The 25,479-nt window shown below is 43.5% G+C and carries 25 protein-coding genes, 1 tRNA gene, 1 rRNA gene and 1 riboswitch; of the genes, 21 read left to right on the top strand and 6 right to left on the bottom strand.

Going from position 1 to position 25,479, the window contains the following annotated elements:
- The first annotated feature begins 1 nt into the window (after position 1).
- Both rrf and C9J46_RS14990 read left to right on the top strand, forming a co-directional pair.
- Positions 2-117: ribosomal RNA gene (gene rrf / locus C9J46_RS14995) — 5S ribosomal RNA — on the top strand.
- A gap of 65 nt (positions 118-182) precedes the next feature.
- Positions 183-259: transfer RNA gene (locus tag C9J46_RS14990), tRNA-Asp, on the top strand.
- A 201-nt stretch (positions 260-460) separates the two neighbouring features.
- On the opposite strand, the gene crcB is transcribed toward C9J46_RS14990, so the two are convergent.
- Positions 461-844 carry a fluoride efflux transporter CrcB gene (crcB, locus tag C9J46_RS14985; protein ID WP_005372395.1) on the bottom strand — a complete coding sequence of 128 codons (384 nt, stop codon included), beginning with the start codon at positions 842-844 and terminating at the stop codon, positions 461-463.
- A 205-nt stretch (positions 845-1,049) separates the two neighbouring features.
- Here crcB and C9J46_RS14980 point away from each other — a divergent pair, with 205 nt between their 5' ends.
- From C9J46_RS14980 to thiH, 7 genes are all read left to right on the top strand, one after another.
- The gene (locus C9J46_RS14980) at positions 1,050-1,472 is read left to right on the top strand and encodes a universal stress protein (protein WP_107207831.1); all 423 of its coding nucleotides are present in this window, start codon (positions 1,050-1,052) and stop codon (positions 1,470-1,472) included.
- Between the two features lie 124 nt (positions 1,473-1,596).
- Positions 1,597-1,694: riboswitch (TPP riboswitch) on the top strand.
- A gap of 118 nt (positions 1,695-1,812) precedes the next feature.
- Positions 1,813-3,732, top strand: a complete 1,920-nt coding sequence (gene thiC, locus C9J46_RS14975; protein WP_107291129.1) for a phosphomethylpyrimidine synthase ThiC — start codon at positions 1,813-1,815, stop codon at positions 3,730-3,732.
- On the top strand, positions 3,732-4,949 hold the full coding sequence (thiE, locus tag C9J46_RS14970; RefSeq protein ID WP_107291128.1) for a thiamine phosphate synthase: 1,218 nt from the start codon (positions 3,732-3,734) through the stop codon (positions 4,947-4,949). The genes thiC and thiE overlap by 1 nt, the downstream gene beginning before the upstream one ends.
- The gene (locus tag C9J46_RS14965) at positions 4,939-5,724 is read left to right on the top strand and encodes a HesA/MoeB/ThiF family protein (protein ID WP_107207829.1); all 786 of its coding nucleotides are present in this window, start codon (positions 4,939-4,941) and stop codon (positions 5,722-5,724) included. The genes thiE and C9J46_RS14965 overlap by 11 nt, the downstream gene beginning before the upstream one ends.
- Complete coding sequence (gene thiS, locus C9J46_RS14960; protein WP_107207828.1) at positions 5,725-5,937, top strand: sulfur carrier protein ThiS; 213 nt, start codon at positions 5,725-5,727, stop codon at positions 5,935-5,937.
- 1 nt (position 5,938) lies between these two features.
- The gene (locus tag C9J46_RS14955; RefSeq protein ID WP_107291127.1) at positions 5,939-6,703 is read left to right on the top strand and encodes a thiazole synthase; all 765 of its coding nucleotides are present in this window, start codon (positions 5,939-5,941) and stop codon (positions 6,701-6,703) included.
- A 9-nt stretch (positions 6,704-6,712) separates the two neighbouring features.
- Entirely contained in the window at positions 6,713-7,825 is a 1,113-nt protein-coding gene (gene thiH / locus C9J46_RS14950; protein ID WP_107261198.1) for a 2-iminoacetate synthase ThiH, read from the top strand.
- Between the two features lie 51 nt (positions 7,826-7,876).
- Here thiH and C9J46_RS14945 read toward each other — a convergent pair whose 3' ends face one another.
- A complete protein-coding gene (locus tag C9J46_RS14945; protein WP_107207825.1) occupies positions 7,877-9,664 on the bottom strand; it encodes an aminopeptidase P family protein in 1,788 nt (595 codons plus the stop codon).
- 290 nt (positions 9,665-9,954) lie between these two features.
- On the opposite strand from C9J46_RS14945, the gene C9J46_RS14940 reads away from it, so the two are divergent.
- The gene (locus tag C9J46_RS14940) at positions 9,955-11,157 is read left to right on the top strand and encodes a multidrug effflux MFS transporter (protein ID WP_107207824.1); all 1,203 of its coding nucleotides are present in this window, start codon (positions 9,955-9,957) and stop codon (positions 11,155-11,157) included.
- A gap of 87 nt (positions 11,158-11,244) precedes the next feature.
- Here C9J46_RS14940 and C9J46_RS14935 read toward each other — a convergent pair whose 3' ends face one another.
- Entirely contained in the window at positions 11,245-12,138 is an 894-nt protein-coding gene (locus C9J46_RS14935; protein ID WP_107207823.1) for a DMT family transporter, read from the bottom strand.
- Between the two features lie 217 nt (positions 12,139-12,355).
- Between C9J46_RS14935 and rmuC the strand changes: the two genes are divergently transcribed.
- From rmuC to hemB, 9 genes are all read left to right on the top strand, one after another.
- Positions 12,356-13,891, top strand: a complete 1,536-nt coding sequence (gene rmuC, locus C9J46_RS14930; protein ID WP_107207822.1) for a DNA recombination protein RmuC — start codon at positions 12,356-12,358, stop codon at positions 13,889-13,891.
- Positions 13,892-14,022: 131 nt separating this feature from the next.
- Complete coding sequence (gene ubiE, locus C9J46_RS14925) at positions 14,023-14,778, top strand: bifunctional demethylmenaquinone methyltransferase/2-methoxy-6-polyprenyl-1,4-benzoquinol methylase UbiE (protein ID WP_107207821.1); 756 nt, start codon at positions 14,023-14,025, stop codon at positions 14,776-14,778.
- Positions 14,779-14,788: 10 nt separating this feature from the next.
- A complete protein-coding gene (locus C9J46_RS14920) occupies positions 14,789-15,391 on the top strand; it encodes an SCP2 domain-containing protein (protein ID WP_107207820.1) in 603 nt (200 codons plus the stop codon).
- 7 nt (positions 15,392-15,398) lie between these two features.
- Complete coding sequence (gene ubiB, locus C9J46_RS14915; RefSeq protein WP_199190638.1) at positions 15,399-17,036, top strand: ubiquinone biosynthesis regulatory protein kinase UbiB; 1,638 nt, start codon at positions 15,399-15,401, stop codon at positions 17,034-17,036.
- 84 nt (positions 17,037-17,120) lie between these two features.
- Positions 17,121-17,393, top strand: coding sequence for a Sec-independent protein translocase subunit TatA (gene tatA, locus C9J46_RS14910; protein WP_045084591.1), 273 nt, complete (start codon positions 17,121-17,123; stop codon positions 17,391-17,393).
- A gap of 3 nt (positions 17,394-17,396) precedes the next feature.
- Positions 17,397-17,735, top strand: coding sequence for a Sec-independent protein translocase protein TatB (gene tatB, locus C9J46_RS14905; RefSeq protein ID WP_107207819.1), 339 nt, complete (start codon positions 17,397-17,399; stop codon positions 17,733-17,735).
- 11 nt (positions 17,736-17,746) lie between these two features.
- Positions 17,747-18,508 carry a Sec-independent protein translocase subunit TatC gene (gene tatC, locus C9J46_RS14900; RefSeq protein WP_105061471.1) on the top strand — a complete coding sequence of 254 codons (762 nt, stop codon included), beginning with the start codon at positions 17,747-17,749 and terminating at the stop codon, positions 18,506-18,508.
- Between the two features lie 141 nt (positions 18,509-18,649).
- Positions 18,650-19,429 (top strand): 3'-5' ssDNA/RNA exonuclease TatD, encoded by a 780-nt coding sequence (tatD, locus tag C9J46_RS14895; RefSeq protein ID WP_199187120.1) that lies wholly within the window; start codon positions 18,650-18,652, stop codon positions 19,427-19,429.
- 59 nt (positions 19,430-19,488) lie between these two features.
- A complete protein-coding gene (hemB, locus tag C9J46_RS14890; RefSeq protein ID WP_107261190.1) occupies positions 19,489-20,538 on the top strand; it encodes a porphobilinogen synthase in 1,050 nt (349 codons plus the stop codon).
- 68 nt (positions 20,539-20,606) lie between these two features.
- On the opposite strand, the gene asnC is transcribed toward hemB, so the two are convergent.
- Positions 20,607-21,068: a transcriptional regulator AsnC gene (asnC, locus tag C9J46_RS14885; protein ID WP_005372443.1), complete on the bottom strand. Its 462-nt coding sequence runs from the start codon at positions 21,066-21,068 to the stop codon at positions 20,607-20,609.
- Positions 21,069-21,233: 165 nt separating this feature from the next.
- On the opposite strand from asnC, the gene C9J46_RS14880 reads away from it, so the two are divergent.
- Both C9J46_RS14880 and C9J46_RS14875 read left to right on the top strand, forming a co-directional pair.
- The gene (locus tag C9J46_RS14880; RefSeq protein ID WP_045084598.1) at positions 21,234-22,007 is read left to right on the top strand and encodes a class I SAM-dependent methyltransferase; all 774 of its coding nucleotides are present in this window, start codon (positions 21,234-21,236) and stop codon (positions 22,005-22,007) included.
- A gap of 121 nt (positions 22,008-22,128) precedes the next feature.
- Positions 22,129-22,587, top strand: a complete 459-nt coding sequence (locus tag C9J46_RS14875; protein ID WP_107207816.1) for a hypothetical protein — start codon at positions 22,129-22,131, stop codon at positions 22,585-22,587.
- A gap of 340 nt (positions 22,588-22,927) precedes the next feature.
- Here the strand turns inward: C9J46_RS14875 and C9J46_RS14870 are convergent, their stop codons facing one another.
- On the bottom strand, positions 22,928-24,118 hold the full coding sequence (locus C9J46_RS14870) for a heme biosynthesis protein HemY (RefSeq protein ID WP_107291126.1): 1,191 nt from the start codon (positions 24,116-24,118) through the stop codon (positions 22,928-22,930).
- The gene (gene hemX / locus C9J46_RS14865; RefSeq protein ID WP_107247551.1) at positions 24,118-25,467 is read right to left on the bottom strand and encodes a uroporphyrinogen-III C-methyltransferase; all 1,350 of its coding nucleotides are present in this window, start codon (positions 25,465-25,467) and stop codon (positions 24,118-24,120) included. The genes C9J46_RS14870 and hemX overlap by 1 nt, the downstream gene beginning before the upstream one ends.
- Positions 25,468-25,479 lie beyond the last annotated feature (12 nt).

Raw genomic sequence — 25,479 nt, 5'->3', positions numbered from 1 at the left:
GCTTGGCGACCATAGCGTTATGGACCCACCTGATCCCATGCCGAACTCAGTAGTGAAACGTAATAGCGCCGATGGTAGTGTGGGGTCTCCCCATGTGAGAGTAGGACATCGCCAGGCTTCAAATTTAAGATACTTGTTCTGAACGATAGGTATCGGATAAAACGAAAGTTTTATCTCCGTGTGGAGCGGTAGTTCAGTTGGTTAGAATACCGGCCTGTCACGCCGGGGGTCGCGGGTTCGAGTCCCGTCCGCTCCGCCACTTTATTAAAGAAACCTGAATCGAAAGATTCAGGTTTTTTTTCGTCTGAAGATAAGTGCCATAAACATATAGCGTTACTTAGAATTTTAATCTAAATAGAATAATGAATTACTTGTTCTTCTTCATTAGCATAAAGTGATGACTCGTTTAATTTAGATATAAAAAAACCGCCATGCAGGCGGTTTTTTTATCGGTTATCTATTAACTTTTCATCATAAGCTGGTAGCCAACATAACAAGCAGCAATGCTGACAATAACGTTAAGTAAAATGTTTAAACCTGCTTTGAAAAATTCACCTTGTTGCATCAAGACAACATTGTCCATTGAGAACGTGGAGAATGTTGTTAGTGCGCCTAGGAAGCCTAAGCCGATAATAGGTCGCCATGGTGCAGCTTCAATCATTCCTTGATTAAGTGCTGACATCAATAGCCCCATGATCAAGGAGCCCAGCACGTTTACGGTTAAAGTACCGTATGGGAAGCCACGGCCAAATAGCATTACGCATAGCTCAGAAATGAGGTATCTTGAGCAGGCGCCGAATGCACCACCAAGCGCGATGAATCCTAGTAATAAATATTGGCTCATTGGGATCTCGTTTATATTTTTAGGTAATGATAGAAAGCGCTCATGATAATCGCTAGCGAGAAGAGTGAGAACTCTCCAAAAATGCAATCATTGATTTAAGTTAATATTAAATAGTCAGCGTAATACTTAGTTGTATAGCTATATTTATAGCATCATAATCATAAATAATGAATTTACTATGAGCCTTAGCTCAAGGAGGCTAGGTATGTCGCTTTACCAAACAGTGTTATTAGCGGTTAATCCTGAAGATAAAAATGCGCATAAATTGATGGTGAAAGCTGGCGTTATCGCTGAGCAAAATCACGCTGATTTACATGTTGCTTATGTTGAGCCAGGGATCGGAAACGTAAGTTTTATTGATGTGGAAGTTGAGCTACAAGAAGAGCATGATGCGATTGCAAAAAAACGCATGAAAGAGTTATCTGATTTAATTACAGCTTCTTCTCATAAAGTTAAAGCGATACATACTGCAGATGGCGATGTTTCAAAGCATATAGAGGCTTTAGCAAAAGAACTGAATGCTAGCCTAGTGATCACAGGTTACCATAAATCGACTTTTCACTTGTTTGGTGATTTAAGTGATTCTTTGGCTAATCACCTAGGTTGTGATGTATTAATTTCACAGTAACAACGATTAAAATATGCAATGTAATAATAAGCCGTGTTGATGCACGGCTTTTTGTTGTTTGTCACTTTTTATTATTTTTCTCAGTATAAAGGTTGTTGCACTATAACGGCTTCTTTATACTCATTGCTACTTGTCGGAGTGCCATATGGCTGAGACCGCATTGCGGGATCCGTTGAACCTGATCAGGCTAATACCTGCGAAGGGAACGAGAGAATGTTTTCTGCTACATATCTTAAGGGATCACTGTATGCATCTGCATAGCTGTACTTAGGTACACACCTCTTGTTTACGCCCATCCGCCAAGCATTTTCCCCTACATTGAAAAATCAAGGAAACTGCTATGTCGAATCGCAAGCAAGCGAGACTGGAAGCGAAACAATTTATTGAATCATTAACAGCACAACCATACCCGAACTCACAGAAAGTGTATGTTCAAGGTAGCCGTCCTGATGTGCTTGTTCCTATGCGTGAAATCACTTTAGCTGATAGCTTGGTTGGTGGCGGTAAAGATAATCCTATCTTTGAGCCTAACGAGCCTATTCGAGTTTACGACACTTCTGGTTTTTACACTGATCCTGAAAAAAACATCGATATCTATAATGGCTTGCCGTTAGTGCGTGAGCAATGGATCGCAGAGCGTGACGATACTGAATTACTAGAAGGGTTAAGCTCTGAGTATGCCAATGAACGTTTAGATGATAAGACGCTTGATGATTTACGTTTTGCGGAACGTGCGCGTATTCGTTGTGCAAAAGCTGGGCGTTGTGTGACGCAATTACATTATGCGCGCCAAGGTATTATTACGCCTGAGATGGAATATATCGCGATCCGTGAAAATATGGGTCGTGCGAAATACCGTGATGAAGTATTAAACCAACAACATCCAGGTGTGAGCTTTGGTGCTAATTTACCAAAAGAAATTACGCCTGAGTTTGTGCGTAAAGAAGTGGCTGAAGGCCGAGCAATTATTCCTGCCAACATTAACCATCCTGAAACTGAGCCAATGATCATTGGCCGTAATTTCCTTGTTAAAGTGAATGCCAATATTGGTAACTCAGCGGTGAGTTCATCGATTGAAGAAGAAGTTGAAAAACTTGTCTGGTCGACCCGTTGGGGTGGCGATACGGTAATGGATTTATCAACTGGTCGAAATATTCACGAAACGCGTGAGTGGATCATTCGTAATAGCCCAGTCCCGATTGGTACTGTACCTATGTACCAAGCGCTTGAAAAAGTGAATGGTGTGGCTGAGAACCTTAACTGGGAAGTGTTTCGTGACACATTACTAGAGCAAGCTGAGCAAGGTGTGGATTACTTCACTATCCATGCTGGCGTACTTCTTCGTTATGTACCTATGACGGCGAAACGTGTGACAGGTATTGTATCGCGTGGCGGCTCTATCATGGCGAAGTGGTGTTTGGCACACCATAAAGAAAGCTTCCTCTATCAGCACTTCCGTGAGATTTGTGAGATCTGTGCGCAATACGATATTTCACTATCACTGGGCGATGGTTTGCGTCCAGGCTCTGTAGCCGATGCAAATGATGAAGCCCAGTTTAGTGAACTGCGCACATTAGGTGAGTTAACTAAAATTGCATGGGAATACGATGTGCAGGTCATGATTGAAGGCCCCGGTCACGTACCCATGCACATGATTAAAGAAAACATGGAAGAGCAGCTAGAGCATTGTCATGAAGCGCCATTCTATACCTTAGGTCCACTGACGACAGACATCGCACCGGGTTATGATCATATTACATCGGGTATTGGTGCGGCGATGATTGGTTGGTATGGCTGTGCAATGCTTTGTTATGTGACACCCAAAGAACACTTAGGCTTGCCTAATAAAGACGATGTAAAAGTCGGTCTTATCACTTATAAACTCTGTGCTCATGCTGCTGATTTAGCAAAAGGCCACCCTGGTGCACAAGTGCGCGATAATGCCTTATCTAAAGCGCGTTTTGAATTCCGTTGGGAAGATCAATTTAATCTCGGTCTTGACCCTGAAACGGCGCGTGCCTATCACGATGAAACGCTCCCTCAAGAGTCAGGTAAAGTTGCCCATTTCTGTTCAATGTGTGGCCCTAAATTCTGTTCAATGAAGATCTCTCAAGAAGTACGAGATTACGCTAAGGGGTTAGAAGACTCAGAAATCACGATCAAGCTATTAGATGATCCACTTGAAGGCATGCAGCAAAAAGCACAAGAGTTTCGATCTAAAGGTAGTGAGTTATATCACCTAGCTAAAGAGGAAAGCTAATGAGCACCTTAAGCTTACCAAAGGTCTTATCGTCTCTGGTGATGCATATTGAGCCATTATTAGCCTCTGCGACAGAGTATCAGTTAGGTGAGCAAGTCACGTTAATACCATCAAGCCAAGAGTGGATAGAGGTATCGACGCCCTCTTGCGTTAAACGAGTGGGCTTTGAACAAGCCTGCTCCACTCAGCTAATTGATTATGTATTTCAAGATCAATGGGTATCTTCTGAGGTAGATCTTTCGCTGATCAAAGCGCAAATACTGAAACGATCTAACGTTGTGGTATGTGGTTTACCTGTCAAGGGTGGTTATCTTGATCTTTGGCATCATGATGGTGACGTTCGTGGTTGTTTCAGTGTTGAGCTTGGTAATGCGACTCAACAGAGAGCGATGTTATTGGTGGCACTCGCGCTTGATTACCCCTTAGAAGATGCTCTAGTGCTGGCAAGGGCGTATGCCCAGTCAACGCAGATGGGCATTTGGCCAACTGAGCGTGAGGCTTTCCCTGACATCGTTTGTGCTAATTTTTCAAAGCTGTCAGATATTGGTTGGCAATTCGAATGTCAGCCAGTTGAAGCTTTTGCTGCTGTTGATAGTGATAAACTGAAGTTATATCCGGTAGTGGATTCCGTCCAATGGGTTAAGCAGTTACTTGAATTGGATGTGAAAACCACTCAGCTGCGGATCAAAGATCCGAATGCACAAGGTTTGAACCAAGATGTTGCTCATGCTATTGCGTTAGGTCTGCAGGCAAATGCGCAGGTCTTTATTAATGACTATTGGCAACTGGCTATTGAGCATGGTGCTTTTGGGGTGCATTTGGGACAAGAAGATTTAGCGGTCGCTGATCTCAATGCCATTCAACAAGCGAATCTTCGCTTAGGGATCTCAACCCATGGGTATTACGAGATATTACGTGCGATGGCATTTAATCCCAGTTATATCGCCCTTGGTCATATTTACCCAACCACAACCAAGCAAATGCCGTCATTACCGCAAGGCGTTCACCGCTTAAAGCTGTATCAACAATTGATTGGCAATACGTTTCCAACAGTGGCAATTGGGGGGATTGATTTATCTCGTGTGCCCGTCGTTTGGAAAACAGGGGTAAGTAGTGTTGCGGTGGTACGCGCGATCACCCAGTCAAGTGAGCCTGCGATTGCCGTCGAACAACTCAATCAATGCTTATCTGAGCGGGAGGTTAAGGATGACAACTGACAGACTCTCTGATACTGCTTTTATTCGATATAACCGACAAATCATGCTGGAAGAGATGGGAGAGCAGGGGCAACTTGCACTTAACAATGCCAAGGTATTGATCGTCGGTGCGGGAGGTTTAGGCTCAGCGGCAGCGATGTATTTAGCGGCTGCGGGTGTTGGGTTACTGGTGATTGCTGATGATGATGAGGTTGAGAGTTCGAACTTGCAGCGTCAGGTGATTTATCGAGAAACCGATGTGTCACTCAATAAAGCGCAAGCAGCCTGTGATCAGCTTTTAGCATTGAACCCATTGGTACGAACGCGTGCAGTAAAAGCTAAGCTTGCAGGTTTTCAACTCGTAATGGAAGTACAACAGGCCGATATTGTACTTGATTGCAGTGACAACTGGGCTACCCGTTATGCGGTCAATCAAGCTTGTTATCAGCATCAAACACCACTGATTGCCGGTGCGTCGATAGGTTGGCAAGGACAGTTACTGGCGTTTGATTTCAGGCAGGCCTCACCGTGTTATCAATGTGTGTTTCCATTTAGTACTGAAGCGTCACCACAAGATAAAAATTGTCGTAGTAACGGCGTGATGGGGCCTGTTGTTGGCACTATTGGAACGTTACAAGCGCTTAATGCGATCAAAGCTATCGCAGGTGTTGCTGAAGTTGGGTTTGGTTTGCTGCAGCAATTTAATGGCTTAACAGGAAAATGGCAGCAGGTATCAATCGATGCTGATTCTGGTTGCCCTGTGTGTGGTCAGCAAGATCAAAGAGAGGTTGTGTAAATGGCTACCATGATAACTATCTGGTTGAACGATGAATCTATGTCTTGCGAGGCTGAGCAAACCGTTCATCAATTTGTTAAGCAGTTAGATTTACCCATACAAGGTACTGCGGTCGCGATAAATCAGCGCATTGTTGGAGCCAGTGAGTGGTCGACAACCGTCATTGCTGATGGCGATCAGATCGCGTTATTTCAAGCGATAGCTGGAGGTTAATATGTTGACTATTGCAGATAAAACATTCACATCGAGACTGTTTACCGGAACAGGTAAATACGCCAATCGTGATGTTATGGCAGAATCGATTTTAGCAGCAGGATCTGAGCTCGTGACTATGGCACTAAAGCGAGTCAATATCGCTGAGCGTGATGACGATATCTTAGCACCATTGATCCAAGCAGGAGTGAACTTACTGCCTAATACGTCAGGGGCGAAAAATGCCAAAGAAGCGATCTTTGCCGCGCAGTTAGCCCGAGAAGCATTGGGGACGAATTGGCTAAAATTAGAAATTCACCCTGATCCAAAATACCTCATGCCTGATCCGATTGAAACGCTAAAAGCGGCTGAGCAATTGGTAAAAGAAGGGTTTGTCGTACTGCCTTACTGTCATGCCGATCCTGTGCTTTGTAAGCGATTAGAAGATGTGGGTTGCGCTGCCGTGATGCCATTAGGTGCGCCGATTGGCTCGAATAAAGGGGTCGCTTCTCGCGATTTTCTTCGCATTATTATCGATCAGGCGCAAGTACCTGTGGTGGTGGATGCGGGCATTGGGGCACCTTCTCATGCCGCAGAAGCGATGGAAATGGGGGCTGATGCGGTATTGGTCAATACTGCCATCGCAGCGGCAAGTGATCCGATTGCAATGGGGCGTGCATTTAAATTGGCCGTGGAAAGTGGTCGTATGGCCTATGAAGCGGGTCTTGCAGGTAAGGTGAACCATGCAATTGCATCAAGTCCATTAACGGCATTTCTTAACGATTAAGGAGCCAACATGAGCTTTGTGGATGTTTGGCAACAAATGGATTGGGATGATATCCGTTTGTCGATTTATGCTAAAACGGCTACCGATGTTGAGCGTGCTTTAGGAAAATCAACGCTGGATCTAGAGGATTTCAAAGCCTTAATTTCCCCTGCGGCTGAACCTTACTTAGAGCAAATGGCACAACTCTCTGCGATGCTAACACGTCAGCGGTTTGGTCATACCATGAGTTTTTATGTGCCGTTATACCTTTCGAATCTGTGTGCCAATGCGTGTACCTATTGTGGTTTTTCGATGGAAAATCGCATTAAGCGCCGTACCTTGGGTGAACAAGAAATAGAGCGAGAGTGTGAGGCAATAAAAGCGCTAAATTTTGATAGTGTGTTACTGGTCACTGGCGAGCATCAAACCAAAGTTGGTATGAATTACTTTCGTGATGCGATCCCTCAAATCAAACAGCACTTCAGTTATTTGGCAATGGAAGTACAGCCACTAGAGCAAGATGAGTATCAAGAGCTGCGACAACTTGGTTTAGATGCGGTGATGGTGTATCAAGAAACTTATAATGCGCCAACCTATGCGAAGCATCATTTGCGAGGCAATAAAACCAATTTTGAATACCGCTTAGCGACACCAGATCGGTTAGCAAAAGCCGGAATAGACAAGATTGGGATCGGTGCTTTGATTGGCATGGAAGAATGGCGCACGGATTGTTTTTTTGTTGCTAGTCATTTGGCCTATCTTGAGCGGACGTATTGGCAAAGCCGCTATTCGATTTCATTCCCACGTTTAAGACCCTGTACTGGTGGATTAGAGCCTAAATCGGTGATGACGGATCGCCAACTGGTGCAATTGATTTGTGCTTATCGGTTGTTTAATCCTGAAGTCGAGCTGTCGTTATCGACGCGAGAATCACCGCATTTTCGCGATAATGTATTGCCTTTGGGGATCACTAGTATGTCGGCGGGCTCTAAAACCCAACCGGGCGGATACGCTGATGACACGCCAGAGCTAGAACAGTTTGCAATCAGTGATGAACGTTCGGTTGCAGATGTCGCTACAGCGGTCAAGCAACAGGGGTTTGAAGTGGTGTGGAAAGATTGGCATCCCGCCTATTCTGGATAATAAAAAGCCAGTACGTGATGCGTACTGGCTTTTCTTTTTCTTATCTAAGCGTTAGCGGCTTAGTGGTGATGTCGCTTGTGTTAGCCACTCAAGATCACTACCTGTCAGCGATGGGCTGATCACGTTAAACACGATTTGGTGATAGTTGTTAAGCCATGCAAGCTCTACGTCAGTTAATAGTGCAGGATCGATTAAACGCTTATCGATTGGCGCACGGGTTAACGATTCAAAACCCATGACGTTCATGTCACCTTGAGTTTCAATATCGACGACCAGTTCAAGGTTTTCGATACGAATACCAAATGCGTCTGCACGGTAATAACCTGGCTCGTTAGATAACACCATACCTGACAGTAGCGCGGTTGGGTTAGCCACTTTAGAAATGCGTTGTGGACCTTCATGAACACTTAAGAAGTGGCCCACTCCGTGACCTGTACCATGATCATAATCAAAGCCATGTGCCCATAGATGCTGACGCGCGAGTGCGTCAAGTTGTGAGCCTGTTGTACCTTTCGGGAAACGTGCCGAAGCCAATGAAATATGACCTTTTAGTACCAGTGTGAAGGCTTGTTTTACTTCATCACCAGGATTACCGATAGCGATAGTACGGGTGATATCGGTCGTACCGTCAGGGTATTGACCGCCTGAATCGACTAAGTAAACCGTATCCATTTGCAGCTTGCCTGGCTGTGGTTGGTCAATGTGGTTATAGTGACACATTGCTGCATTACCCGCAGAGGCGGAAATCGTATCGAAGCTCACGTCACGACAGCTTGGATCTTGCTGACGGAATTGCCAAAGTTGATCGGAAAGCACTGCTTCATCTAATAGATTGCCACTTGCAACTTGATTATCTACCCACGCAAGAAATTTAGAAATCGCGACACCATCACGAATATGACACGCTTTCATGCCATTTATTTCAGTCGTATTTTTAGCGGCTTTTGGTAGCAGTGTTGGATTAGCTGCTTCAATAAGCAGTGCGCCAGCATCAGTCAGTTGCTGAGCTGCCCATGCATTACTGTTCGCTGAATCAAACTGTACACGTTTACTTGAAAGTGCGGCTAAACCCGCGGCGAGTTGCTCTGGCTCGCGGATATTGACGCCGTTACCTACGTGCGTTGCAAAACCTTCTGGTAGGCGGTGATGATCGATGTAGAAATCAACTGATGCATCGCTGTGGATCACAGCAGCTGACAGCAGAACGGGTAGACAGTGAACGTCATCACCACGAACATTGAGTAGCCAAGCAATGCTATCAAGCTGACTTAAAAAGGCAGCATCAGCTTTTTGTTTTTTTAGTAGTGCGGCAATTTGTTCACGTTTTTCTTCACTTGATTGACCGACATACTCTAGACCCATTAACTCCGCATCCGACAGTTTTGGTGCTGGGCGATCAAGCCATAGTTCATCAATTGGGTTTTCGTTAACTGATACTAGCTCTAGTTCACCATCAAGGGTTGTCGTGGCATTTTTCAGCCATGCTGCACTGTGTAGGCGGTTATCAATAGCGACTTTGCTACCTGCTGCTAGATTTTCTAATACCCAGTGCACCGGTGGTTGCTCGATCAAATGACAATATTCAAACACATCACCCGGTACTTGCTTGCGCACTTGCACAACATAACGACCATCAACAAACATTGCAGCACGATCACGAGTGATCACGGCAGCACCTGCTGAGCCAGTAAATCCAGTTAGCCAATGAAGGCGCTCATTATGATCGGGAATGTACTCACCAAGATATTCATCTTCATGAGGGATCAGTAAGGCATCGAGCTGCTGTGTTTCAAGCCATTGACGGATTTGCTCAATACGTTGTGCGATAACTGTTTGCATGTCTGTTCCTTGTCAAGAAACCACCTTTAGAAGGCGGTTAGATCTAATTCACCCTGCTCACTGTGGTATTAGCGATTTAGGTTTAATATTGTTACGTTAGCTTTTTTAGCGGCTCGCTTCAATTGTCTCTATGATAAATAACAGGGTATTCACCTTATGACTCTATTTATCTTAGTGATTAATACGTTGGCTGGTGGATTCCAATTTGGAAAAGCGGTATTGAAAATAAACCATTTTTATTCACTCTCATAACACCGTAGACTTGCGCGATCTTTTTCTAGGAACGCCACATGACAACCTCTACTTCTACCGATACTCGGCTTGTCGCCTTAATGGTGACCTTGGTGTTATTTAGCCCGTTGGCTATAGACATTTATCTTCCTGCATTGCCTGTTATGGCAAATGCTTTTCAAGTTGATCCTACCCGTGTTCAAGATACGGTGACATGGTTCATGTTTAGCCTTGGTCTCGGACAATTAATAGCTGGCCCATTAGCTGATCGTATTGGTCGTCGTCCGATTGCTCTTGGTGGTATTGTCATTTACGGGTTTAGTGCTGTGATGGCTTATGTTGCACATAGTTTAGATTTACTTTTGTTGGCACGCTTGCTACAAGGCTTTGGTGCTTGCGCAACCTCTGTTGCTGCTTTTGCTGCGGTTCGTGATAGTTTTGGCGCTGAAAAAAGCGGTCGTATGATCAGCTATTTAAATGGTGCGATTTGTTTTATTCCTGCGCTTGCTCCTCTTTTAGGCACTTGGCTTACTCATCATTTTGGCTGGCGTTCAAACTTTAGTTTCATGGCAGGATTTGCGTTAGTTGCAGGTCTTTTTGTGATGGTGTTATTTAAAGAAACACGCCCTGTCAGTACTAATGTGAAAGGCTCTACTATTAGTCTTAGTCGTTACTGGTCGGTATTACGCGAACCAACATTTTTATTTCACGCTACACTTTGCATGTTAGCGATGGCGGTGATTTTAGCCTATGTAACTTCAGCACCAGTGTGGTTGATGAACCACCTTGGTCAAGACATGAACCAGTTTACGATCTGGTTTGGTATTAATGCTGTGCTCAATATTACAGCCTGTATGGTTGCACCCAGATTTATGGATCGCTTTGGTACTCGCCGAACGTTACGTACTGGTTTGATTATCTTAATGATGGCTGGCGCTCTGATGCTGCTATTAAGCCCATTACAGCAAGCATGGGCTTTTATGGTGCCAATCTTCATTTGTTCCTTTGGTTTTGCTTTTGTATTAGGCTCTGCAGCCGGAAAAGCATTAGCACCATTTGGCGATCGTGCTGGAACTGCAGCAGCATTATTGGGGCTATTCCAAATGAGTGGTGCTGGTGTCATGGTGAGCCTAACCCAACGATTAGATTTCTCATCCCCCGTGCTAATGACGTTACAAATGTGGTTACTGATCCCAGGATTATTGATTTTAGTGTCTAAAATCGGGCGTCGTTGGCACCCACAGTTAACGGTACAGAATTAATAAATATTATGAGTTTAAAGGTAAGGTGGTGACAGCCTTATCCGTACAGCCTGTCAAATCGACAGGCTTTTTTTTGGTTAAATTTAGCTATTCAACAATCGGGACTTTTTTATTTCGCCATTGTTGGATTACGAGTCCTGCAATAATTAATATTAAGCCGATCAATGTTGAGGGATGAATCGTTTCACCAATAATTGTGGCGAGCAATAATAAAGAGATAAAAGGTGAGATAAAAATCAGGTTACTGATCTTAGCGGTATTACGGGTTAACCGTAGCGCATTGAGCCATAAAACAAAGGTGATCCCCATTTCAAATAAACCAACATACGTGACTGCTGCCCATCCTTGCCAAGGTACACTTTGCCAACCGCCAAGATACAGACTCAAGCCGATAGAAAATGGCAGCGAGACTAAAAAGCCCAGTAATAAGCCGAGGATTGGATCGGCTTTATTTTTAGTATTTAAAATCCAATAGCCTGCCCATAACAGTGTCGAAAATAGCGCTAACGCAACGCCTAACGGACTGGTGAAATTCAAGGCTGAAATATTACCTTGAGTCGCAATTACCACCACACCGCCATATCCCAGCACGCAAGCTATCCAATCTTTACGCTGAATTTTTTGTCCTAAGAAAAGTGCAGCCATTAAAGTCAGAGTGATTGCCCAACTGTAGTTGATGGGTTGAGCCTGTGAAGCAGGTAATAATTCGTAGGCTTTAAATAACACTAAGTAATAAGCGAAAGGATTGATAAGTCCGAGTAATAAGTAGTAAAGCGGACGTTGAAGAAAAGTCGACTTAAGCTGGTGGAGTGTTTTTTTATAGCCAGCTATAACAATAAGGGCGAGAGCAGACACGCTACTAGCAATCACCATCATTTGAACGGGAGAAAAATAAGCTAAGGTAATTTTAAAAGCAGTGGCGACAGTAGACCAAAGTAACACAGCGGCAATGCCATACCCTAAAGCGAGGCGTTCGTTCATGACTATCCCTGTTAAAAAATGAAAAACGGTAACGCAGTGTAGGAGAAGGTTATAAAGGTGAATAGCGAGTGATGATATAGCCTGTGATCGAGTGCAAACAAAAACGCTTATATCCATTATTTATTGTTTAAGTTGTTCTTCGTTAGCTGGACATTTATCCAGTATCCTCTTAGCCTTAAAAGCGAGAATAATTTGTCAGGAAGATAGAGAATTTACTATGGCAGAATGGTTAAGTGGTGGCGTTATTACCGCATTAGCAACATTGTTAGGTGCCACCGTTGCCAGTGTGATCACGGCATTCTGGTATAAAGGTCGATACGAACAAATGCTTCAGCTTGTTGAGCAACAAGCAGAATCAGATGCGCGTTTAGCATTAAGTCGTGAGCAGCAATTACAAAGTCAGCTAGCAGAAAGAAACCAAGAGCTGGAAGAGTTAGATGACGATCGTGACAGATTAACCCATGAAATTCGTCAAATGCACGGTCGCTTAGCTGCGGCATTAGAAAAAATGCGTCACTTTGACGCGCTGCAAAATGAAAAGCAGTATTTATCTGAGCAGCTTGATAATTCTCGCTTAGCCAGCGCGGGGCTTGAAGCCGATCTGCGTGAGCAAGATGCCCGCCATTTTGAAGAACAAAAAGCGGCAGATGAAAAAATTAAGCTATTAGAAAATGCTGAAGAACGCTTGCGTATTCAATTTGAAAGTTTAGCTAATCGCTTATTTGAGCAGAAGACTCGAACGGTGGATGAACAGAATAAAATGAGTTTAGAAAACTTGTTGAGTCCACTCAAAGAGCAACTTGAAGGTTTCAAAAAGCAGGTTAATGACAATTTCACGCAAGAGTCTCGTGAGCGCCATACTTTAGTGCATCAAATCAATAGCCTTAAACAGCTCAATGAGCAGATGGCGAAAGAGGCAATTAACTTAACCCAAGCCCTTAAAGGCGATAACAAAGCCCAAGGTAACTGGGGCGAAGTTGTGCTGGCGCGAGTATTGTCTGACTCAGGGTTGCGTGAAGGGCATGAATATCAAACTCAAGTCAGTTTGGAAAACGAAGACGGTAAGCGTTATCAGCCCGATGTTGTGGTGCATTTACCCCAACAAAAAGATGTGGTGGTGGATGCCAAGATGTCATTGGTGGCGTATGAGCGCTTCTTTAATGCAGACACTATCGCTGAGCGTGAACTCGCCATGAGTGAACATGTTGCCTCGATGCGCGCCCATATGCGTGGGTTAAGCCGTAAGGATTACCATCAGCTTCATGGCATCCAAAGTCTGGATTATGTCTTGATGTTTATTCCTGTTGAACCTGCGTTCCAAGCTGCGATTGAAGCCGATCCGGCATTAATCCGGGATGCGATGGATTTAAATATCATGCTGGTGAGTCCAACGACCTTGCTGGTGGCATTGCGTACTATTAATAACTTGTGGCGTAATGAGCGACAAAATCAAAATGCCAAAGAAATTGCTGATCGTGCAGGCAAGCTTTACGACAAATTACGCTTGTTTGTTACGGATATGGAAGCGATGGGACAATCGTTAGAAAAAGCGAATCAAAGTTATCAAGGGGCGATGAATAAACTGGCAACAGGTCGTGGCAACGTGATCCGCCAAGCAGAAAGTTTCAAACAACTAGGGGTTGAAGTGAAACGTGATATTAGTGCTCAGCTGGTGGAAAAGTCACAATCTAACCTAACTGAATACCGAGGCTTTTCTCATATTACCGTGCCATCTGAAGGGGATTTATCATAATGGTAGGTAAAGCGCTTTGAGCAAAGAGCAACCATCAAGTACACTAAGCCCAGTTGAATAAATGCATTTAATACTGATGACGCTGCGTAAGTAGATGCCAAGCGTCATCAGTATCTATAAACGGATTGAACATGACGGACACCACACAAGATACGACTCACTTTGGCTTCCGTACCGTCGCCAAAGAAGAGAAAGCAACCATGGTTGCTGAGGTTTTTCACTCGGTTGCAGCAAAGTACGACATCATGAACGATTTGATGTCGATGGGTATTCACCGCGTTTGGAAGCGCTTCACGATTGACTGCAGTGGTGTACGCAAAGGTCAACGTGTACTGGATTTAGGCGGCGGCACCGGTGATTTAACGGCGAAATTTTCACGTATCGTGGGTGAAACAGGTCAGGTTATTTTGGCTGATATCAACAACTCGATGTTGAACGTTGGCCGCAGTAAACTGCGAGACAGTGGCATTGTCGGTAACGTGGGATATGTTCAAGCTAATGCTGAAGAGCTGCCGTTTCCTGACGATTACTTTGATTGCATCACCATCAGCTTTTGTTTACGTAACGTCACCGACAAAGACAAAGCGCTGCGTTCAATGTATCGCGTGTTAAAACCAGGCGGTCGTTTATTAGTATTAGAGTTCTCAAAGCCGTTACTAGAACCATTATCAAAAGTTTACGATGCGTACTCATTCCACCTATTACCAAAAATGGGTGAAATTATTGCCAATGATGCAGAAAGCTATCGTTACCTTGCTGAATCTATCCGCATGCATCCTGATCAAGAAACCTTGAAAGGGATGATGGATGAAGCTGGATTTGATCAAACCAGTTATTACAACTTAACGGGCGGTATTGTTGCCTTGCACCGTGGTTATAAGTTCTGAGGATGACTCTATGCCGTTAGATGCTTTTGTTACCGGTGCGGTTGAAACATCACTGAATCAATTACTCAAAGACGATGCTGATAGTCAGCGTCGTCTTACTCGTTTACGCGGTAAAGTCATTAGCGTTACGCTAAATGAATTTAACAAAACCTTGTACTTTGTTTTCAGTCATCAAATTGATGTGCTTGCTGGATTTGAAGGCGAGGTGGATTGCCAATTAGCTTTAAACCTTACGGTGTTACCCGAGCTACGACAACAAGCTAACTTAACGCAGCTAATTAAAGCCGATAAGTTAGCACTCGATGGCGATCTACAATTGGCTCAGCATTTTTCCACTTTGCTAAGTGGTTTGAAGCCCGATGTCGAAGAAAAATTATCGCAATATACGGGTGATGTAGTTGCTCATACTTTAGTCAGTAGTGTAAAGTCGGGGAGTCGATTTATTCGCCAAGGGGTAAAGAATCGCCAACGCGATTTAGCGGAAGTGATCACTGAAGAATGGCAACTATTACCACAGCCTTTAGAAATGGTGCATTTTTACGATCAAGTGGATGACTTGAAATCGGATGTTGCGCGTTTTGAGGCCCGTTTGAACCAGTTACTTGAGCGATAAATTGGCAATGATGAGCTACTCAGAAATAAAACGGTTGTACCGTATTATTCAAGTACAACTGCGCTATGGATTGGATGACTTTATTCCGGTTGATCCACGTACCGAACTTCCTAAAAAATTACGTAAATCGCTATTTTGGATCAAAAATGAATACCCCGATGTGCCATTGGGTGAGCGTTTACGTTTAGCATTGCAAGAACTCGGTCCGGTATGGATCAAGTTTGGTCAAATGATGTCAACGCGTCGCGATCTTTTTCCGCCGCACATTGCAGATCAGCTGGCATTATTACAAGACCAAGTTGAACCTTTTGATGGCAAATTAGCTAAACGTACTATTGAGGAATCATTAGGCGGGCCGTTAGAGCAGTGGTTTGACGATTTTGATGAAGTTGCATTAGCGTCAGCATCGATTGCTCAAGTGCATACTGCAACCTTAAAAGAAAACGGCAAAGAGATTGTTTTTAAAGTTATTCGTCCTGATATTAAGCCGATTATTGAAGCTGACATTAAGCTGATGTACAGGATGGCCGAGATAGTTTCTCGTCTCCAGCCAGAAGCGCGCCGCTTACGTCCTGTTGAAGTGGTTCGCGAATACGAAAAAACCTTGCTTGATGAGCTCGATTTAATGCGCGAAGCGGCGAATAGTATTCAACTTCGTCGTAACTTTGATGGTGATGAAACCTTATATGTACCAGAAGTTTATACTGATTATAGCAGTATTAATCTTCTTGTAATGGAACGTATCTATGGTATTCAAGTTTCTAATATTGAAGGCTTGAAAGCCAATGGTACGAATTTAAAACTATTATCGGAAAATGCAGTTAATATCTTTTTTACTCAGGTATTTCGTGACAGCTTTTTCCATGCCGATATGCACCCAGGAAATATTTTTGTCTCCTATGAGCATCCGGAAAATCCACAATGGATTGCGCTAGATTGCGGCATTGTAGGGACACTTAACCGAGAAGATAAACGATACTTAGCGGAAAACTTATTGGCTTTCTTTAATCGTGATTATCGTAAGGTTGCAGAATTACACGTTGATTCTGGCTGGGTTCCTCATGATACCAATGTGGATGAGTTTGAATTTGCTATTCGTACAGTGTGTGAACCTATTTTTGAAAAGCCACTGTGTGAAATATCATTCGGCCATGTGTTGTTAAATTTATTTAATACTGCTCGCCGTTTTAATATGGAAGTGCAACCGCAGCTGGTCTTGTTACAAAAGACCTTGTTGTATGTTGAAGGCTTAGGACGCCAGTTGTATCCACAACTTGATTTGTGGGCAACAGCCAAGCCGTTCTTGGAAAGCTGGATGTCACATCAGGTAGGTCCGCAAGGCATTCTTGATGCAATAAAAAGTAAAGCACCTTTTTGGGCTGAAAAATTGCCTGAATTGCCTGAATTACTTTACGACAGTTTGCGCCAAGGCAAGGTAATGAATCAACGTATTGATAAACTCTATGATAACTTCATGGAAAATCGACGTACTCATAACCAGGCAAGGTTCTACTTTGGTATCGGTGCCACCTTTATGGTGTGTGCTGCAATACTTTTTGGTGATCAAGTAGCAACGTACCCTGCAGTTTCTGTTGGTGTAGGAACCCTATTTTGGTTGCTAGGATGGCGTACCTGCCGAAAATAATCGGTTGGGCTTTCGCCTATACTTATAGTTGCGTTAATAAACGCACTTTCGTTATTAACCACATAAAGCTGAGGTAAAACAAGCATGGGTGGTATCAGTATTTGGCAATTGTTAATCATTGCACTGATCATTGTTCTTTTGTTCGGAACAAAAAAACTTCGTACTCTAGGCGGCGACCTAGGTTCTGCAGTTAAAGGTTTCAAAAAAGCAATCAGCGATGATGAAGCAGCTGCAGCAGCACCTGCTGCGAAAAAAGAGTCAGACAACGATGCTGACTTTGAACAAAAGAAAATTGCTGACGAACAAAAGCCAGCGGATCAGACGACAACTAATCAAAAAGACAAAGAGCAGGTTTAAGACGTGTTTGATATCGGGTTCTGGGAGTTAGTACTGATCTCCGTGGTGGGATTAGTAGTACTGGGGCCAGAACGTCTACCCGTTGCGATTCGTACGGTATCGCAGTGGATAGGTGCTGCTCGTAATATGGCAAACTCGGTGAAAGATGAATTGTCTCAGGAACTGAAAATTCAGGAACTGCAAGCCAATTTAAAAAAAGCCGAACAAATGGGAATGAAGGACTTAGCGCCTGAATTGCAAGACTCTGTTGATGAGCTTAAAAAAGCGGCTTCAGATGTTCAGCGCCCCTATGCTGATAAAGACGAGCAAACCTCAGCAACGACTTCACAAAAGCAGGAATAAATTACATCACTATGTCAAAAGTCGAAGATACGCAGCCGCTATTTAGTCATTTACTTGAACTACGTACGCGACTTTTGCGTTCTATCATAAGTGTACTGGTGGTTTTTCTATGTTTAGTATGGTTTTCCAATGATATCTATGCCTTCTTAGCTGCACCATTAGTAGAGCGAATGCCTGCCGGTGCAACTATGATCGCTACAGACGTTGCTTCACCGTTCTTTACACCGATAAAACTGACCTTAGTAACCTCAGTGTTTATTGCTGTGCCAATGATTTTGTATCAAGTCTGGGGTTTTATTGCTCCAGGTTTATACAAACATGAACGCAAGCTGATTATGCCATTGTTGTTTTCCAGCTCATTGCTGTTTTACGCCGGTGTCGCATTTGCTTATTACGTTGTGTTTCCATTGGTCTTTAAGTTCTTCACCAGTGTCGCCCCTCAAGGGGTAGAGGTGGCAACAGATATTTCGAACTATCTCGATTTCGTCCTCGCGCTATTTATGGCGTTTGGCATCGCTTTTGAAATTCCTGTTGCTATTATTCTGTTGTGTTGGACTGGTGCGACTGATCCGGAATCTCTACGTAGTAAACGTCCTTATATTATCGTCGGTGCGTTTGTTGTTGGTATGCTGTTAACACCGCCTGATATTGTTTCTCAGACCTTGTTGGCTGTACCTATGTGTTTATTGTTTGAAGTTGGCTTATTCTTCTCACGTTTTTATGTGCGTGATAATGATGAGTTGGATGATAGCGAGCACGAAGAGCAGCAGTAAATAGTACTTTGTACTATGTGATGATGAAAAAAACCGACCTAATCGTCGGTTTTTTTATATCTTGAATATGGGTTTGGCACAGAATGGATCGGCTCGATATACTGAGTGACACATAGTGCTGTGTAGAGAATGGATAAACAGATGATAGATATTGGTGTTAACTTAACAAACAACCGTTTTGATAAAGATCGTGCGGACGTGATCACGCGTGCTCAAGAAGCGGGTGTGAAGCATTTAATAATTACGGGCACCAGTATTGAAGAGAGCATTGAAGCGCAACAAATGGCGCAGCAATGGCCGAACTACTGTTACTCAACCGCTGGCGTTCATCCGCATGATGCAAAATCTGTCTCCGATCTTTTGTTACCAGAAATTCGTTCACTAGCAGCAGAGCCTGAAGTAGTAGCAATTGGTGAATGTGGGCTCGACTTCAACCGCGACTTTTCTCCTCGTCCACAGCAAGAAGCAGTATTTGAAGCACAATTAGCCTTAGCGGCAGAGTTACAATTACCCGTTTTTATGCATTGCCGAGATGCGCATGAGCGTTTCATTGAAATCCTTATCCCTTGGCGAGAGAAATTACCGGCGGCAGTGCTGCATTGTTTTACTGGCTCTGAGCAAGAGCTAAAAGCATGCTTAGCGCTAGATTTACACATTGGTATTACGGGGTGGGTATGTGATGAGCGTCGTGGTCAAGAGCTACGTCAAGTCGTGCGTCATATTCCCGCCAACCGCTTAATGATTGAAACCGATTGCCCATATTTATTGCCTCGAGACTATCGTCCGAAGCCAAAATCGAGTCGCAATGAACCCAAGTTTTTGCCGCATATTGCCGCGGTGATAGCTGAGTGTCGTGGTGAAACACCTGAGCAAGTTATGATGCAGTCAGAGGCGAATAGTCTGGCTTTTTTTTCGATTTAAGCCACATTGGTCAGTCTGAGTGATATTATCTAATCCTATTTTTTAGCAAGGAGTTTGTCGTGTCAGTATCTATTCAAGGTGCGTTTCCTGGTCGTCGTATGCGTCGGATCCGTAAGCATGATTTTAGTCGTCGTCTAATGTCAGAAAATCAATTATCTGTGAATGATTTGATTTATCCGATGTTTGTTTTGATGGGTAAAAATCGTCGTGAAACGGTTGACTCAATGCCGGGTATTGAGCGCTTATCTATTGATTTGTTACTTGAAGAGGCGGCATATCTTGCGAAACTAGGTATTCCTGCGATTGCCTTATTCCCTGTTGTGTCTCAAGAGTTTAAATCAGAGTTAGCAGAAGAAGCTTATAATCCAGAAGGCTTAGTACAAACGGCGGTGCGTGCACTTAAATCGCATGTGCCTGAGCTTGGTGTTATTACCGATGTAGCATTAGATCCGTTCACCATTCATGGTCAAGACGGCATCATTGATGATGAAGGCTATGTTTTAAATGATATTACGACAGATATTTTAATCAAGCAGGCGCTATCTCATGCTGAAGCTGGTGCTGATATCGTTGCCCCGTCTGACATGATGGATGGTCGTATTGGTGTAATTCGTGAAGCATTAGAAAATGCAGGTTATATCAATACCCAAATCATGGCGTACTCTGCTAAATATGCATCGAATTACTATGGCCCATTCCGTGACGCTGTCGGTTCATCTGGCAACTTAAAAGGCGGCGATAAGAAAACTTACCAAATGGATCCTGCGAACAGTGATGAAGCTTTGCACGAAGTGGCAATGGACATCAATGAAGGCGCAGATATGGTAATGGTAAAACCGGGTATGCCATACCTTGATATAGTTCGCCGTGTGAAGAGTGAGTTGCAAGTACCAACATATGCTTACCAAGTGTCTGGTGAGTATGCGATGCACATGGCTGCGATTCAAAATGGTTGGCTAAAAGAGCGTGAAACCATTATGGAATCACTATTGTGTTTTAAACGTGCAGGTGCTGATGGGGTATTAACTTACTTTGCGAAAACCGTCGCTGAATGGTTAGCTCAAGATGCTGCTGAGCGCGCTGAATGTTTACAGCAAAAGCCTGAGTAAGTCGTAATATTGACTAAAAAGTAAAAGCGAGCGCCATGCTCGCTTTTTTAATATCAGTAAAACACCTATCAGGGTTTAACATTGCGGTTGATCGGATTTTGTAATGAGATAAGCGTTTCAGTGGATTGCACTTCATCAATGGCTTGGAGCTTATCAATCAGCACGTATTGTAGCTCTTCAATGGAATGGCACATCAATTTGACAAAAATGTTGTATGCCCCTGTGGTGTAATAAGCTTCAACCACTTCATCAAGCTCATTTAGTTTTGCTAATGCAGAATGATAATCACGGGCGGCATTCAAATTAATACCAATAAAACAGCAAACGTCATAGCCCAATAACTTAGGGTTAATGATCACTTCCGTGCCAGTAATAATTTCAGCAGCCCGCATTTTTTCTACTCTTACGTGCACGGTAGCAGGACTGACATTAAATCGCTTCGCCATTTCAGCGTAAGGAATACGAGCATCATTCATTAAGGCATTAAGGATATCGCGATCTAAGTCGTCGATACGAATGGATGGTGTCATAGGTGATCCTTTTACTATGCGAGGGATTTATTTTTATCGTTGTATCTTATACTTATCTGATGGTGTGATACCAGAGCAAAGGATGATTTGTAGTGCTATAATCCGCGCCCTATGATCGGATGTGAAATGTCACGCCCAGATGTTGTTTTTATATCGGAGATTGCTGTGCAGCTTGCCTTAGTTTGTGAAGTTCCTGAACGTCAGCCTGAATTAGATCAATTAGCCGCTCGTTGGGGCTTAAGCCATGATGAAAATAGCAGCTTTGCTTTAGTCCTTACCGCTGAGCAATTAGAGCTTCGTAAGCTTGATGAACCTAAGCTCGGTGCAGTTTCTGTCGATTTAGTTAGCGGTGCTGTCGCTCATCGCCGTAAATTTGGTGGTGGTCGAGGCCAAGCAATAGCAAAAGCAGTTGGACTCAAAGGCGGTATTAGCCCTACCGTGTTAGATGCGACAGCAGGTCTTGGTCGAGATGCTTTTGTCTTGGCAACACTCGGTTGTAAAGTTCAGTTGGTTGAGCGTCATCCTGTGGTAGCTGCATTATTAGATGATGGCTTAGCACGAGCAAAAGCCGATCCTGAAATTGGCGGTTGGGTAAGTGAGCGTATGCAATTGCTCCATGCTTCGAGTCATGATGCTTTGGTCAATTTAGCCGATGATCCTGATTTTGTCGCACCGGATGTGGTGTACCTTGATCCTATGTATCCACATAAGAAAAAGTCCGCTTTAGTTAAAAAAGAAATGCGCGTTTTTCAAACCTTAGTGGGTGCAGATTTAGATGCCGATGGTTTATTTGAGCCTGCATATGCGCTGGCAACAAAACGGGTCGTGGTTAAGCGTCCCGATTATGCTGAATTTCTTGCTCAAGCGAAGCCGTCAATGGCGATTGAAACTAAAAAGAACCGATTTGATATTTATGTAAAAGCGGCAATGAAAGCCTAAGTGGTTGTTGCAAATAAATAGTTACAAATAGGGACAATAAAATCTTATTGCTTTTCTGGAATTACGAATCATTATCGTTTAATGTTGATAAAAAGGTTCGTTGTTGGCTAGAGGAGCATTCATGGCTAAGACCTTGTGTAAATATCGCCGAGCAGAAATTGTCGATCAGTTTGCGACAATTAGTAAGATTGTCAGCGAACCAAATTTCATGTGTTCAAGTTGTACGAGAGTCGCAAGTGACAAAGAGTATTTGTGTAAGCCAAGCCGATTAACCAATGCGGTTAAGGCTGCTCCTCGTGTTGCGAAATTATCGATTCCGTCAGCCCCTCTGCCTATGATGGCAATGAAAACACCGAATGTGCATAATTTGCCAGCTCCTACAGCTGTGGGGCAAAGCCATATCGAAATGGTTGCGGTGGTCGAAGAAGAAGCGTTAGCGCCTGATAGCTTAAAGTTAAAGCAAGCTAAGAAATTGAAGAAACTAGCGAAAAAGAAAAATAAACAATTAAAGAAAGCGGCGAAAACAGTTAAGAAATTTGAAAAGCAATTGAAGAAAGCAAAACTTGCGCTTGGATTGTGATGAATACGATAAAATAAAAAAGCCTCCGAATTGGAGGCTTTTTTTGATTTCGTATTAGTCAGCGTTTTTAATTAGTACTGCGGTCATTACGCATACAATTACTGAAACTACGATACCAGAAACAATTAACCAAGGAAGCATATCCATAGCTTAGTTATCCAAATGTTAAGGAAATCGAAAGGCTATTGAATCGTGTTTATGCGATCGGAGCAATGGTTTGGATATATCTTGAGATGACTGTTTACACCTTGAAACATTTTATTGTTAAAAGTGTTATTTGTCTTTTATTTGACGAAAAAAAAGCGCCCACAGAGGGGCGCTTTTTCGGTTATTTATTTGATTAAGCTTGCTTACTTGGCTGTGCTAATTCGAGTGCTTGACGAGAGGCTGCCGCAGCACCTTGCTTGTCGTCTAACTGCTCTAGCGTTGCGACTAAGTGAGCGTAGTCTGTCATATCAGGACGAACCGCAATAGCTCTTTCAAAATGCTCTTTTGCTTCTTGCCAGTTACCTTCCGCCATTAACATTTGCCCCAATGCACTGTGCGTGACGGCATTATTGCCGTCTTGGCGCAATAGCTCTTGTAGCTTTACAATGGCAGGATGACGATCGGGTAGATTTAGCTGAGGTACAAGACTGATCAAGCGCTCATCTTGGCTCTTTTTAAGTGCATCACGTAAAATTGGGTAAGCATCGCTATCGGCATGACGTGCCATCATTTGTTTGATGAAGCATGCCACAAGCGCTGGATTCTGCTTATCTTTACGTCCCATGTTATTCCAGTATCCCACTAAGCCATCAGTACCATTTTGCTGACCAAGGTGCTGCATTTGGCCACATTGTGCTTGCTCATCAAGGACAGCTGCTTCTTCTTGACTGATCACGCCTGCTTTCATTAGCTGTGGCAGTAAAGTTAGCAGTGATTTCCAATCTTCCAGCTTTAAGTAGCACTCTTGAAGTAGACCTAACACGATAGGATTGCGTGCATGATCTTGTTGTACTTCTTGTAATGTTGCCAGTGCTTGCTCAAATTGCTGTTGGCGGATTTGAAGCTTGGCACGGGTGAGTGCAACCGCAAGGTTTTGGCTATCAAGCTCAGCAGCTTGTTTCAAGTACTCATCACGTTGCTCGGTTTTACCTAGTCCTTGTGCGGCCTCTGCAGCCGCAAGGTAGTTTAGGAGTGGCGCATCGCTGAATTTAGCCGATTTAGTTAATAGCTTTTCAGCGGGTTTCCAATCACCTTCTGTTACTTTTAATAGGCCTTCTGACGTTTGGATTCGTGCTTTGCGAACTTTACGCCCACTAAACCAACCACGGGTTGAGCTACTGATTGAAAAGACGCGTTTTAGAATAAATTCAAGTAATAAGAAAACGGCAAACAATGCAACGATTAATACTACGAGTGTCGTTAGGCTCATCTCAATGGTTTGATTTGCCGTTGAGATCAACACATAACCTTGATTACCAGCGAGCTCGGGGCCAACAATAATACCGGCGATCAGTGCCAGTACCAATAACAATAATTTAATCATTATTTGGCCTCCACTGTGGTTACCGTATTGTAAGTGACTGTCGCGTTATTCTTACCTTTAATCGATGTTTCAGCGGGTTGCGTTACTGTTGTTTCACGTTTCGCTTGGGCTGGCTTTTTTTCTACTGCTGGCGCTTCTGTTTCCGGTGTCGGTTTTACTGCTGGTTTAGTCTGCTTTACAGGTTGTGCCTGCGTATCATCTAATGTCGCCATTTTATTACGTAGCACTTGATTGACGAGCTTAGTAATTAATGCCTGAGATTGCAGCTTCTCTGGGTAGTTCACTGTGATTTGCTGTTGGGCTAATTGATCAAGGCTCTTAATAAAGCTTTGCGTTAGCGGTGAAGACATATCGTAATATTGTTCAGCCCACTTCTTCGCGGTATCAAGAGAGATCTTATAAACATCACCTTGCTCACGGTAAACCGCATCAATTGCGACTTCTAACTTGTTTTTGATATTTTGCTGTAAGTAGAAATCTTGTTGTGGTGAAAGCAGGGGAACAACATTGCCATCACGCTTACGATAAGTAATGAAGTGTTCGCCAAAGTTTTTCAACGATGTCAGCAAATTATCTTTCCAATCATTCACCGATTGACTCACGGTTTGTGATTGGGGTTCATCTACTGCTTTTGGCAAAATAGCATTAGCTAAAGGTAAGTTATCAACACTATTTTCAAGACTTGTTAAGCGTAGCACTATGCCATCACGGTCAACGTGAGTCAGTGATTTTAATGTTGTAATGTCATTGCTCATTGCTTGGCGTAGGTTCTTCAAGCTTGGGTCATTCATTTCTGCGATACGATGATCAGCAGACTCAAGCAATAACGTTGCACTGGTGACATCATGCTCTAACCAGAGTTTACGTCCTGCCATTTTCACAAGGTAATCCGCTTCGGCTAGGAGCCAATCGTTCGGACTATTGCCTTTTAGCTCTGTGACTGTGGTCTGCAGAGCTGCAATCGATTTTTGCTGTTGGCTTAGGCTAACTTCAGCACTGCGTAATCCGCCATTAATAAGAGTAATGGTTTCTTTTTGATCGTTTTGCATCGCGGCTTTCATGCTAGCAATTTGTTGTTGTAGCGCCTCAATACGCTGTTGCTGCTGCAATCCCTGCTGATGACCGTGATAGTAAAGCCCACCACCGAGTGCGATAACTAATGCAATCGCAATCAACCCTGTTTTGCTACCTGATTTTTTTTCAGATTTCTCTGTTTTTGCTGGTGCTTTAGGTTGTTCTTTGGTTGCTTTTTTTGGCGCTTCTTTAGCCGGAGTAGGCGTTGTTGCCGTGGTTGGCTTGTCCTGCTTTGGCTGTTCTGCTGCGGTGTTGTTGTTAGATTTGTCTGTCATCCTAATTATTCC

The sequence above is a fragment of the Photobacterium sp. GB-36 genome (assembly GCF_003026135.1).
Lineage (GTDB): Bacteria > Pseudomonadota > Gammaproteobacteria > Enterobacterales > Vibrionaceae > Photobacterium.
Note: the sequence above shows the minus strand (reverse complement) of the source record. Positions and strands in the feature narration are given on the sequence as shown.

Bases quoted from the DNA above. Each gene is read 5' to 3' on its own strand.
- crcB (WP_005372395.1), bottom strand. From the start codon at position 844: ATGAGCCAATATTTATTACTAGGATTCATCGCGCTTGGTGGTGCATTC.
- C9J46_RS14980 (WP_107207831.1), top strand. From the start codon at position 1,050: ATGTCGCTTTACCAAACAGTGTTATTAGCGGTTAATCCTGAAGATAAA.
- thiC (WP_107291129.1), top strand. From the start codon at position 1,813: ATGTCGAATCGCAAGCAAGCGAGACTGGAAGCGAAACAATTTATTGAA.
- thiE (WP_107291128.1), top strand. From the start codon at position 3,732: ATGAGCACCTTAAGCTTACCAAAGGTCTTATCGTCTCTGGTGATGCAT.
- C9J46_RS14965 (WP_107207829.1), top strand. From the start codon at position 4,939: ATGACAACTGACAGACTCTCTGATACTGCTTTTATTCGATATAACCGA.
- thiS (WP_107207828.1), top strand. From the start codon at position 5,725: ATGGCTACCATGATAACTATCTGGTTGAACGATGAATCTATGTCTTGC.
- C9J46_RS14955 (WP_107291127.1), top strand. From the start codon at position 5,939: ATGTTGACTATTGCAGATAAAACATTCACATCGAGACTGTTTACCGGA.
- thiH (WP_107261198.1), top strand. From the start codon at position 6,713: ATGAGCTTTGTGGATGTTTGGCAACAAATGGATTGGGATGATATCCGT.
- C9J46_RS14945 (WP_107207825.1), bottom strand. From the start codon at position 9,664: ATGCAAACAGTTATCGCACAACGTATTGAGCAAATCCGTCAATGGCTT.
- C9J46_RS14940 (WP_107207824.1), top strand. From the start codon at position 9,955: ATGACAACCTCTACTTCTACCGATACTCGGCTTGTCGCCTTAATGGTG.
- C9J46_RS14935 (WP_107207823.1), bottom strand. From the start codon at position 12,138: ATGAACGAACGCCTCGCTTTAGGGTATGGCATTGCCGCTGTGTTACTT.
- rmuC (WP_107207822.1), top strand. From the start codon at position 12,356: ATGGCAGAATGGTTAAGTGGTGGCGTTATTACCGCATTAGCAACATTG.
- ubiE (WP_107207821.1), top strand. From the start codon at position 14,023: ATGACGGACACCACACAAGATACGACTCACTTTGGCTTCCGTACCGTC.
- C9J46_RS14920 (WP_107207820.1), top strand. From the start codon at position 14,789: ATGCCGTTAGATGCTTTTGTTACCGGTGCGGTTGAAACATCACTGAAT.
- ubiB (WP_199190638.1), top strand. From the start codon at position 15,399: ATGATGAGCTACTCAGAAATAAAACGGTTGTACCGTATTATTCAAGTA.
- tatA (WP_045084591.1), top strand. From the start codon at position 17,121: ATGGGTGGTATCAGTATTTGGCAATTGTTAATCATTGCACTGATCATT.
- tatC (WP_105061471.1), top strand. From the start codon at position 17,747: ATGTCAAAAGTCGAAGATACGCAGCCGCTATTTAGTCATTTACTTGAA.
- tatD (WP_199187120.1), top strand. From the start codon at position 18,650: ATGATAGATATTGGTGTTAACTTAACAAACAACCGTTTTGATAAAGAT.
- asnC (WP_005372443.1), bottom strand. From the start codon at position 21,068: ATGACACCATCCATTCGTATCGACGACTTAGATCGCGATATCCTTAAT.
- C9J46_RS14875 (WP_107207816.1), top strand. From the start codon at position 22,129: ATGGCTAAGACCTTGTGTAAATATCGCCGAGCAGAAATTGTCGATCAG.
- C9J46_RS14870 (WP_107291126.1), bottom strand. From the start codon at position 24,118: ATGATTAAATTATTGTTATTGGTACTGGCACTGATCGCCGGTATTATT.
- hemX (WP_107247551.1), bottom strand. From the start codon at position 25,467: ATGACAGACAAATCTAACAACAACACCGCAGCAGAACAGCCAAAGCAG.